The following is a 12,634-nucleotide window of genomic DNA, read 5'->3' on the forward strand; positions in this document are numbered from 1 at the left end:
TGAGCACCAGTTCGGCGATCCGCTCGCGCAGGTCGGCCTCGGCCACGTCGATCACGGCGGCGTCCAGGCGGACCTGGTCGGCGGGCAGGATCACCTGCACGCCACGGCCTTCGGCGTTCTCGGGGTAGACCGTGCGCAGCACCTCGTGGCGCTCGAGCACGTCGCCGACGGCGGCCAGCAGCGCATCCGTGTCGAGGTCGCCGGTCAGGCGCACCGCGAGCGGGATGTTGTTGACGGCCGAGGCGGTGTCGAAGCGGTTGAGGAACCACATGCGCTGCTGGGCCAGCGACAGCGGGATCTCGTCCGGGCGAGCCTGCGCCACCAGGGCGCGGCGGCTGCCGGTGCCCGCCTGCGCCTCGACCCGGGCCGCGAGGGCGGCCACGGTCGGGGCGTCGAACAGGGCGCGGACGGGGATCCGGGTGTCGAGGGCCGCGCCCACGCGGGCGACGACCTGGGTGGCGATCAGCGAGTTGCCGCCGAGTTCGAAGAAGTCGTCGTCGGCGCCGACCGGGGACTCGAGTCCGAGCACCTCGGCGAAGACCTCGGCCACGATCTCCTCGGCCCGGGTCGCGGCGGCGCGGAATTCGCGGGCGGCGAACTCCGGCTCCGGCAGGGCACGGCGGTCCAGCTTGCCGTTGGCGCTGAGCGGGAACCCGCCCAGGGCCACGAAGGCGGCCGGAACCATGTAGGAGGGCAGCTGCTCACCGAGGTGGGCGCGCAGGGCTTCCACGTCGATGGCGTCGGCGTCGAGCGCGATCGGCTCGCTGGTCGCGGCGTCGGCCGGGACCACGTAGGCGACCAGCTGGTCGCCGGTGCGAGCGTCGGAGCGCAGCACCACCACGGCCTGGGTGACCGAGTCGTGCGCGGTGAGCGCGGCCTCGATCTCGCCGAGCTCGATGCGCAGACCGCGCAGCTTCACCTGGAAGTCGGTGCGGCCGATGTACTCCAGCTCGCCGTCCGCGGTCCAGGTGACGAGGTCACCGGTGCGGTACATGCGCCTGCCCGGGGTGAAGGGGTTGGCGACGAAGCGGTCCGCCGACAGGTCGGGGCGGGCCACGTAGCCGCGCGCCAGCTGCACACCGGCCAGGTAGAGCTCGCCCGCCATGCCCGGGGCGACCGGGTGCAGGCGCGAATCCAGCACGTACACCTGGGTGTTGAACACCGGACGGCCGATCGGCACGGTCTCGGTGTCGGCGTCGACGACCTGGTGGTAGGTGACGTCGACCGCGGCCTCGGTGGGGCCGTACAGGTTGTGCAGGGCCGCGCCGGTGACCCGGCGCAGCTGCTGGGCGGTGGTCGCGGGCAGCGCCTCACCGGAGGCGAACACCAGACGCAGGCCGGTGCACCGCGCGGCGGCGGGCTCGGCCACGAACACGGCCATCATCGACGGCACGAAGTGCGCGGTCGTGACGCCTTCGCGGGCGATGGTTTCCGCGAGGTACACCGGGTCACGGTGCCCGTCCGGCTTGGCCACGACCAGCTTCGCGCCGATCTGCAAGGGCCAGAAGAACTCCCACACCGACACGTCGAATGTCGCCGGAGTCTTCTGCAGCACCACGTCTTCGGCGGTCAGACCGTATGCGGCCTGCATCCACACCAGACGGTTCACGATCGCCGAGTGCGGCACCGCCACACCCTTGGGGCGACCGGTCGAACCGGACGTGAAGATCACGTACGCGGTGTTCGAAGCATCCAGCGGCGCACGGCGATCCGCGTCGGTCAGCGCGGCGTCGGAGTAACCCGACAGGTCCGCGGTGTCCACGGCGAGGGTCGGCACGGTGGCGTGGGTGAACCCGTCGCGCTCGGTGGTGAGCACGCACACCGGCCGGGCCGTCTCGAGCACGTAGTCGATGCGGTCGGCGGGCTGGTCCAGGTCCAGCGGCACGTACGCGCCACCGGCCTCGACGATCGCGTACATGGCGACCACCAGGTCCAGCGAGCGGCGCATACCCAAGGCCACCATGCTCTCCGGGCCGACGCCGGCCTCGACGAGCTTGCGGGCCAGCTGGTGCACGCGGCCCGCGAACTCGGCGTAGGACAGAGCTGTCCCCTCGAACGCGACGGCGACCGCTTCGGGGGTCCGCTCGGCCTGGGCCTCGAACAGTGCGACCAGCGTCTCGCCCGCGTCCCCGGAGGCGCTGCGCACGATCTCGCCCGCGGCGGTGTCCTCGGCCGAGAGGGTGCCCGACGTCAGTTCCGCGACCACGGACACGACGTCGGCGGTGGTGCGGTTCCAGTCGCGCAGCACGCGGGTGCGCTCGCCGCCGACCAGCAGGTCGATATCGCCCACGGCCCGCTCCGGCTTGGCCGCGACGGCCTTCAGCAGCAGGTCGAACCGGTCGGCGAAGCGCGCCATGGTGGCCGCGTCGAACAGGTCGGTGGCGTAGATGAGTTCGGCGGTGATGCCGGACTGCGGGGCGGCGGCGTTCTCGGTGAGCACCAGTTGCAGGTCGAACTTGGCGGTGTCGATCGGCAGTTCGACGGCGCTGACGGTCAGGCCGGGCAGTTCCAGTTCGGTGATGCCGGTGTTCTGGAACGACAGCATGACCTGGAACAGCGGGTGCCGGGCCTGCGAGCGGGCCGGGTTGAGGATCTCCACCAGGCGCTCGAACGGCAGATCGGCGTGGCCGAAGGCCTGGATGTCGGTGCCGCGCACCGTGTCCAGCAGTTCGGTGAAGCCGGCGCCGCCGTCCACCTCGGTGCGCAGCACCAGGGTGTTGACGAACATGCCGATGAGGTCGTCGAGGGCGCGTTCGCCTCGACCGGCGACCGGGGTGCCGATGGCGATGTCGGACTCGCCGGACAGGCGAGACAGCAGCACGGCCAGCGCCGAGTGCATGACCATGAACAGCGTGGTGCCGCGGGTGCGGGCGAGTTCGGCCAGCGCGCCGTGGGTTTCGGCGTCGATGTCGAACACGTGGGTGGCGCCGCGGCCCGAGGCCACGGCCGGACGCGGCCGGTCGGACGGCAGCTCCAGCTGGTCGGGCAGGCCGCGCAGCGACTCCCGCCAGTACGAGATCTGCTGCGAGATCACCGATTCGGCGTCGCGCTCGTCACCGAGCACCTCGCGCTGCCACAGCGCGTAGTCGGCGTACTGGACGTCGAGCACCTGCCAGCCGGGTTCGCCGCCCTCGACGCGCGCGCCGTAGGCGGTCATGACGTCCCGGGTGAGCGGGCCCATGGAGAAACCGTCGGCCGAGATGTGGTGCACCACCAGCGCGAGCACGTGCTCGGTGGGGCTGACCTCGAACAGGCGGGCCCGGAACGGCACGTCCACGGTGACGTCGAAGCCGGTCAGCACCAGCTCCGAGAGCGCCTGCGGCAGTGCGGTTTCGGAGACCTCGACCGGGGTCAGGTCCGGGATGACCTGGCTGGTCGGGACGATCTCCTGGTACGCGTGGCCGTCGATCTCGGGGTAGCGGGTGCGCAGCGACTCGTGCCGGGCCAGTACGTCGGCGACGGCGATCTGCAGGGCCTGGCGGTCCACCAGACCGGACAGCCGCACGGCCGCCGGGATGTTGTCCACGGCCGATTCGGGATCGAACCGGTTGAGGAACCACATGCGCTGCTGGGCCAGCGACAGCGGCAGCCGCTCGGGCCGCTCCTGCGCGACCAGCGCCAGGCGGGTGCCGGAGCCGGAATGGGTTTCGGCCTTGGCGGCCAGCGCGGCCACGGTCGAGGACTCGAAGATCTCGCGCACGCCGAGCTGGGTGTCCAGCGCGGCGGACAGGCGCGCCGCCACCTGGGTGGCGATGAGCGAGTTGCCGCCCAAGGCAAAGAAGTCGTCGTCCAGGCCGACCCGCTCCAGGCCGAGGATCTCGGCGAACACACCGGCCACGATCTGCTCGACCGGGGTGACGGGGGCGCGGAACACCGCGGCCTCGAACACCGGCGCGGGCAGCGCCTTGCGGTCCAGCTTGCCGGAGGCGTTGAGCGGGAACTCGTCGAGCACCATCAGGATCGACGGCACCATGTAGGACGGCACGCTCTCGCCGATCTCGGCGCGTACGGCCTCCACGTCCACGCTGCGGCCCGCCGCGGCGATGACGTAGCCGACCAGCTGGTCACCGGCGTGCGGGTCGTGGCGCACCACGACCACCGACTGCGCGATGGAATCCAGTGCGGTGAGCGCGGATTCGATCTCGCCGAGCTCGATGCGCAGACCGCGCAGCTTCACCTGGAAGTCGGTGCGGCCGATGTACTCCAGCTCGCCGTCCGCGGTCCAGGTGACGAGGTCACCGGTCCGGTACATGCGCTGCGACGTGCCGAACGGGTTGGCCACGAAGCGATCCGAGGACAGGTCCGGCCGTGCCACGTAGCCGCGGGCCAGCTGGTCACCGGCGAGGTACAGCTCGCCCGCGACGCCGACCGGAACCGGCCGCAGGCGCGAATCCAGCACGTACACCTGGGTGTTGAACACCGGACGGCCGATCGGCACCGAGTCCACGTCGGCGTCCACGACCTGGTGGTAGGTGACGTCGACCGCGGCCTCGGTGGGGCCGTACAGGTTGTGCAGGGCCGCGCCGGTGAGCTCGCGCAGCTTGTGCGACGGCTTCGGGGACAGCGCCTCGCCGGAGGCGAAGACCATGCGCAGGCTGGTGCACCGCGCGGCGGCCTCCTCCGCCACGAACACCGCCAGCATGGACGGCACGAAGTGGGTGACCGTGACGCCCTCGCGGGCGATGAGGTCGGCGAGGTAGGCCGGATCGCGGTGGCCCTCGGGCTTGGCCACGACCAGCTTCGCGCCGATCTGCAAGGGCCAGAAGAACTCCCACACCGACACGTCGAACGTGGCCGGGGTCTTCTGCAGGACGACGTCCTCGGCGGTCAGGCCGTACTCGGCCTGCATCCACACCAGGCGGTTCACGATCGCCGAGTGCGGCACGGCCACACCCTTCGGGCGACCGGTCGAACCCGACGTGAAGATCACGTACGCGGTGTTCGAATCCCGCAGCGGCGCACGACGATCCGCGTCGGTCAGCGGAGCGGCCGAGTAGCTCGACAGGTCCAGCTTGTCGATGCGCACCTGCGCGGTGTCGACCGGGAGATCCTCACCGGAGGTCAGCACGGTCACCGGGTCGGCGGTCTCGAGGATGTACTCGGTGCGCTCGGCCGGGTGGTCCGGGTCCAGCGGGACGTAGGCGGCGCCGGTGACGGCGACGGCGTACATACCGACGACCAGGTCCAGCGAGCGCCGCATGCCCAGCGCCACGAACGATTCCGCGCCGACGCCGCGCTCGACGAGCCAGCGGGCCAGGCGGTGCACGCGCTCGCCGAACTCGGCGTAGGACAGAGCTGTCCCCTCGAACGCGACGGCGGTCGCTTCGGGAGTCCGCTCGGCCTGCGCCTCGAACATGGCGACCAGGGTGGCGTTCTCGGCCTTGTGCTCGGTGAGCACGGCCTCGACGTCGAAGGTGGTCGTGTTCCAGGTCTCGACGACCTGGGTGCGCTCGGCGGCGTCGACCAGCTCGATATCGCCGACGGCGGCAGCGGGATCGGTGGTGATCGCGGTGAGGACCCGGATCAGGCGGTCCGCGATGCGCTCGACGGTGGCCTCGTCGAACAGGTCACGCAGGTAGCCCGCGCGGATGCGCAGCCGGGTGTCGAGCTGGGCGATGAGGGTGAGCGGGTAGTGGGTGGCGTCCGCGGCGTCCAGGCCGGTGACGGCCATGCCGTCGATGTCGGCGGCCTGGGACCGGATGCCTTCGGCGTCGACCGGATAGGACTCGAACACCACGAGGGTGTCGAAGAGTCCGCCGATGCCCGCGGCCGACTGGATGTCGGCCAGGCCCACGTAGTGGTGGTCGAGCAGGTCGGCCTGCTCGCCCTGGGTACGGGTGAGCAGCGTGCTCGCCGCCTCGGCCGGGTCGAAGGCGACCCGCACCGGCACGGTGTTGATGAACAGACCCACCATGGACTCGACGCCCGAGAGCTGGGCCGGGCGACCGGACACGGTGGTGCCGAACAGCACGTCCTCGCGGCCGGTGAGGCGGCCGAGCAGGATGCCCCAGGCGACCTGGAGCACGGTGTTCGGGGTGACGCCGAGTTCGGCGGCCAGCCCGGTCAGGCGTGCGGTCGCGGCCTCGTCCAGGTCGAAGAAGTACTCGCCGGACAGCGCGGTGATCTCGCGGCCGGTGTCGGGACGGGTGAGCAGGGTCGGCTCGGAGACCCCGAGCAGCGACTTCTGCCAGGCCGCCAGCGACGCCGAACGATCCTGCTGCGCAACCCATTCCAGGAAGTAGCGGTAGGACCGCACCGGCGGCAGCACCGCGGTGTCGGAGTGCGTGGCGTAGAGCACCAGCAGGTCCTGCATGAGCAGCGGCATGGACCAGCCGTCGAGCAGGATGTGGTGGTTGGCCACGGCCAGCTGGTAGCTGTGCGTGTCGGTCCGCACCAGGGTGTAGCGGATGAGCGGCGGCGCGGTCAGGTCGAATCGCTCGACCCGGTCGGCGGCCAGGATCTCCGCGGCCCGCGCGGCGCGAGCGTCCGCGTCGGCGATATCGGTGAGGTCGTGGTTGGTCCACGCCACCTTCACACCGTCGATGACGACCTGCACGGGAACGCCCGAGGCGTCGTTGACGTAGGCGGTGCGCAAGATCTCGTGACGGTCGAGCAGGGCCTGCGCGGCCGCCCGCAGTCGGTCGGCGTCGACGCGGCCCTCGAGGGTGAGCACCGCCTGCGCGGTGTACACGTCGACGGAGGTGGCGGCGAGCTGCGCGTGGAAGAGCAGACCGGCCTGCAGCGCCGACAGCGGCCACACCTGGTGCAGGGAGCCGTAGCGCTTCTCCCAGCCGTCGATGTCGCGCTGGGTGACGCGGACCAGGCCGAAGTCGGACGGGGTGTGCCCGCCCTTGGCCGAATCGGCGTGCGCGGCAACGGCTTCGAGCGCGGTCATCCACAGGGCGGCGAACTCGGCGATCTCGGTGGCGGAGATCAGCGTGCTCGGGTAACCGATCTGCGCGGTCAGCTTGTCGCCCGCGACGATGGCATTGATGTCGATCGGGGCCATGGCGGGCATGTCGGCGTCGTAGGAGCCCGCCAGGTCGGCCAGGTCGGCCGCCGGGATCCAGCCGAAGCCGCGCAGCGCCTCGGGCACGTCGCCCTCGTTGACCCGGCCCAGGTAGTTGAAGCTGACCTGGCCCGGCAGCTGCTTGGGCAGCTGGGCGGCGGTGTCGGAGTTCATGTACCGCAGCAGGCCGTAACCGATGCCCTTGTCGGGCACCGCGAGCAGCTGCTCCTTGACCGTCTTGATGGCCCGGCCCATGGCCGCGCCGCCGGTGAGGGCGGCGTCCACGTCGATGCCGGACAGGTCGAAGCGCACCGGGAAGATTGCGGTGAACCAGCCGACCGTGCGGGACAGGTCGGCGCCGGGCACGACCTCTTCCTCGCGGCCGTGGCCTTCCAGGCGGACGAGGGCGGACTTCTCCCCCAGGCCCTTGCCGGCGCGGAACTTGGCCACCGCCAAGGCGAGCGCGGTCAGCAGACCGTCGTTCACGCCGCCGTGGAACAGGGCGGGCACGGTGGTCAGCAGCGAGCGGGTGGCCTCGGCCGACAGCTCGACGCGGTGCTTGACGATGGTCGCGGTGACGTCGACGGCCGGGTCCATGGCGCGCTCGGTGAGCAGCGGGTCCGGGCTCTCGACGACGTCGCGCCAGAACGCGAGCTCGGCGACGCGCTCCTCGGTGGCGGCCTCCCGCTCGAGGGCGTGCGCCCAGGTGCGCATGCTGGTGGCGGGGGCGACCAGTTCGGGGGTCTGCCCGGCGGACAGCTGGCCCCAGGCGGCGACGAAGTCCGGCACCAGGATTCGCCAGGTGACGCCGTCGACCACCAGGTGGTGACCGGCGACGATCAGGCGTCCGGCGCGGCTGTCGTCCGAGGGCTCCAGCCATACGAACCGGATGACCTGGCCCGCGGCCGGATCCAGCTTGTCGAGCGTGGCATCCAGTGCGGCCGCGGCGATCTCGAACAGCCGCTCGTCGGTGACGGCGGCGTCGAACTCGGTGCGGTCGATCAGCGAATCCGCGTCGATGGTTCCGGGCGCGGCGGTCTCGACGATCCAGTCCGCGTCCGGCACCCGGCGCAGGCGCGCCCGCAGCATGTCGTGGCGGTCGATGACCGCGCCGACGGTGGCGGCGATGCCCGCGCGGTCGATGCCGTTCGGGAGCTCCAGGGCCATGGTCTGGTTGAAGCGGCCGAACTCGCCCGGCCGGCCCGCCATGAAGCGGACCACCGGCGTCAGCGGCATGACACCCACGCCGCCGCCGGGCAGCTCGGTCAGCTGCGGGGCCGAATCGCCCTGGCCGTCCACGGATACCGTCGCGATGGCGGCCAGGCCGGACACGGTGCGCTGCTCGAACACATCGCGCGGTGAGAACACCACGCCGCGCGCCTTGGCCCGCGACACCAGCTGGATGGAGACGATGGAGTCGCCGCCGAGCGCGAAGAACGAGTCGTCGATGCCGACCCGCTCCAGGCCCAGCACCTCGGCGAACACCTCGGCGATGGTCTGCTCGAGGGTGTTGCGCGCGGCCCGGAAGACCACCTCGGTGGCGAAGACCGGCTCGGGCAGCGCCCGGCGGTCCAGCTTGCCGACCGGGGTCAGCGGCACCCGGTCGATGATCATCACCGAGGACGGCACCATGTACGCGGGCAGACGCTGCTCGACGTGCGCGGTCACGGCCGCCACATCGATCGAATGCCCCGGCGTGGCAACCACGTACGACACCAGCGAGGTCGCGCCCGCGGCGTTCTTGTGGCCCACGGTGACCGCGAAGTCGACCGTCTCGTGCGAGGCCAGCGCCGCGTCGATCTCACCGAGCTCGATACGGAAACCGCGCACCTTGACCTGGAAGTCGGAGCGGCCGACGTACTCGACCAGGCCGTCCGGGGTCCAGCGGACCACGTCACCGGTGCGGTACATGCGCGCGCCGTCCACGTACGGGTTGGCGACGAAACGGTCGGCGGTCAGGCCCGGCCGCGCGTGGTAGCCGCGCGCCAGCTGGATGCCCGACAGGTACAGCTCACCCGCGACGCCCACCGGCACCGGGCGCAGGCGGTTGTCGAGGATCAGCGACTGCATGCCCCGGATCGGACCACCGATGGTGACCAGATCGCCCGGCACCAGCGCGTCGCTGATGTTGGTCATGATCGTGGTCTCGGTCGGACCGTAGCCGTTGTGGAACGCACGAATCGTGCCGTCCGGCAGCGTCCCCTCTCCAATGGGCACCGCCCACTTCTCCACCAGATCGGCCGGAACGGCTTCACCACCGGCGACCAGCACGCGCAGCGAGTCCAGGCCCGCCGGTCCGAAGGTGGACAGCGCGGCCGGGGTGATGAACGCGTGGGTGGCCCGCTCGCGGCGGATCAGCTCGGCGAGCTCCTCGCCGCCGTAGGTGCCCGGCGGGACGACCACCAGGGTGCCGCCCTTGCCGATGGCCAGCAGGAATTCCAGCATCGACGCGTCGAACGAGGGCGACGCGAAATGCAGTGCGCGCGAGGAGGAGTCGAGCGCGTACCGCTCGGCCTGCTCGACGGTGAAGTTGGCCAGACCGGCGTGGCTGACCACGACGCCCTTCGGCACACCGGTGGAGCCGGAGGTGTAGATGACGTAGGCCGGGTGCTCCGGGCGCAGCGGGCGCACCCGCTCGGCGGCGTCGATCGCGGTGTCCGCGAACGCGTTCAGATCCAGGTCGTCCAGCACCAGCCACTCGACCGAGTCCGGCATGTCCGCGCGTACCGACGCCACGGTCAGGCCGACCGGCGAACCGGAGTCGGTGACCATGTGGGCGATGCGGTCGGCCGGGTAGCTCGGGTCCACCGGCACGAACGCCGCACCGGTCTTGGACACCGCCCATTCGGCGAAGTAGGACTCGTCCGAACGCGGCACGGCGACGGCGACCAGATCCTCGGTGCCGATGCCGCGCTCGATGAGCAAGCGCGCCAAACGGTTCGAGCGGGAATCCAGCTCGCCGTAGGACAGACTCCTGCCCTCGAACACCACCGCGGGCGCGGCGGGATCGATGGCGACGGCGTCGGCGATCAGCTCGGGCAGGGTGCGCGCCGGGACGGCGGGCAGACCGAACCGGGCCACCAGATCGGCGCGCTCGCCGGAGTCCAGGATGTCGATCGCGCCGACACCGATCTCCGGGTTCACGGCGACGGCCTCGAGCACCCGCACCCAGCGCTGCGCGAACCCGGCCGCGGTGGCCGCGTCGAACAGATCGGTGGCGTAGGTCAGGGCCAGAGCCATGCCGGAGTCCTGCTCCGACAACGTGAACTGCAGGTCGAAGCGCGAGATGTTCTCGTCGAGGTCCAGCGTGGAGACCGTCAGACCCGGCAGCTCGATGCTGGTGCGGTCCAGGTTCTGGAAGGCCAGCATGACCTGGAACAGCGGGTTGCGGGCCTGCGAGCGCTCGGGCGCGAGCAGCTCCACCAGCCGCTCGAACGGCACGTCGGCATTGCCGAAGGCGTCGAGGTCGGTGTGCCGGACGCGATCCAGCAGGTCGGTGAACGACTCGCCGGGCTCGATGCCGGTGCGCAGCACCAGCGTGTTGACGAACATGCCGACCAGGTCGTCGAGCGCCGCCTCACCGCGACCGGCGACCGGGGTGCCGACCGCGATGTCGTCGCCGCCGGACAGGCGGGCCAGCAGCACCGCGAGGGCGCTGTGCATGACCATGAACAGTGACGAACCGCGCTGGCGGGCAACGTCTTCCAGCGCCGCGATCAGCTCGGGCGACAGCGTCCGCTGCAGGGTCGCGCCGCGGTGCGAGGCGATGGCCGGGCGCGGGCGGTCGGTGGGCAGGGCCAGCTCGTCCGGCACGCCGCCGAGCACGCGCTGCCAGTAGGCGACCTGGCGGGCCATGATCGAGGACGAATCCTCTTCCGAGCCCAGCACTTCGCGCTGCCACAGCGCGAAGTCGGCGTACTGCACGGCCAGCGGGGCCCAGCCGGGCACCGCGCCCTGGGTGCGCGCGGTGTAGGCGACCATGACGTCGCGGGCCAGCGGGGACATGGAGAAACCGTCGCCGGCGATGTGGTGCACGACCACCACGAGCACGTGCTCGGTGGCGACGGCGGTGCCGTCAATGGACTGAGTCTCACCGCCCGCGCGGAACAGGCGGGCGCGCAGCGGAACCTGTTCGGCCACATTGAAGCCCAGCGTCGCGAACGCGGTCACCGTGGCGGTGAGCTCGGCCGCGGCGACCGTGACCGGCCGCAGATCGAGGGCGATCTCCTCGGCCGGGACGACCACCTGCATGGGGGTGCCGCCGTGCTCGGGGTACTTGGTGCGCAGCGACTCGTGGCGGCGGACCACGTCGGCGACCGCGAGTTCCAGTGCGGCGGTGTCGAGTTCACCGGTGAGGCGAATCGCCAGCGGCAGGTTGTAGGCCGCCGAATGGGTGTCGTACTGGTTGAGGAACCACATGCGCTGCTGCGCGAACGACAGCGGCACCAGCTCACCCGGAATCCGGCCGCGGGCGGTCAGCTTGGCGCGCGAGGCGCCGTCGGCGTGCGATTCGATGCGGGCCGCGAGGGCCTCGACCGTGGTGGCCTCGAACAGGGTGCGCACCGCGACCGTGGTGTCCAGGGCCGCGCCGACGCGCGACACGACACGGGTGGCGATGAGCGAGTTGCCGCCCAGGTCGAAGAAGTCGTCGTCCAGACCGACCCGCTCCAGGCCGAGCACCTCGGCGAAGACGGCGGCGACCGTCTCCTGGGTCGGGGTCTCCGGTGCGCGGAAGGCACGCGCCTGCGCGGCCGGGGCCGGGAGGGCGCGACGGTCCAGCTTGCCGTTGACGGTCAGCGGGATCCGGTCCAGCACCACGACGGCCGACGGGACCATGTAGGCGGGCAGCAGCTCGGCCGCGCCGTCGCGGACGGCGTCCACGGCGGGCGCGACACCGTCCTGCGGCACCACATAGGCGACGATGCGCTGATCGCCCGGCTGGTCCTCGCGCACGATGACCGCGGTCTGCGCGACCCCGGCCTGCGCCAGCACCGCGGACTCGATCTCGCCGAGCTCGATGCGGAAACCGCGGACCTTGACCTGGTCGTCGGCGCGGCCCAGGTATTCGAGCTCGCCGAAGCGGTTCCAGCGGGCCACGTCACCGGAGCGGTACAGGCGGGCGCCCGGCGCACCGAAGGGGCTGGCCACGAAGCGGGCCGCGGACAGGTCCGGGCGGCCCAGGTAGCCGCGCGCCAATTGCGCACCGGCGACGTACATCTCACCCGCGACGCCGACCGGCACCGGGTGCAGGCGGTCGTCGAGGACGTACACGCGCAGACCGGCGATGGCCCGGCCGACCACCGAACCGGTGGCGGCGGCGATGGTGTCGGCGTCGAGCACCCGCACGGACACGTGGACCGTGGTCTCGGTGATGCCGTACATGTTCACCAGGTACGGGGTGGAATCCCCGTGGCGGGCAACCCAATCCGACAGGCGGCGCAGCTCCAGCGCCTCACCGCCGAAGACGACGTAGCGCAGGGCCAGGTCCTGCTGGTCGCCGGCGGTGGCCGCGATGCGGTCGGCCTCGGCCAGCTGGTAGAACGCCGACGGCGTCTGGTTGAGGACGGTGACCTGCTCGCGGCGCAGCAGTTCCAGGAACTGCTCCGGGGAGCGCGACACGTAGTA

Annotated in this window: 1 protein-coding gene (cut by both window edges); it reads right to left on the reverse strand. The window is 71.5% G+C overall.

Every position in this 12,634-nt window falls within one protein-coding gene, locus ACWEOI_RS10560, for a non-ribosomal peptide synthase/polyketide synthase, read on the reverse strand. The gene is 44,112 nt long; 16,331 of those nucleotides lie to the left of the window and 15,147 to its right, leaving coding positions 15,148-27,781 in view — codons 5,050 (complete) to 9,261 (partial); the first complete codon in reading order (the gene reads right to left) occupies window positions 12,632-12,634. The start codon and the stop codon both lie outside this window.

This window comes from Nocardia sp. NPDC004340 (genome assembly GCF_053602575.1).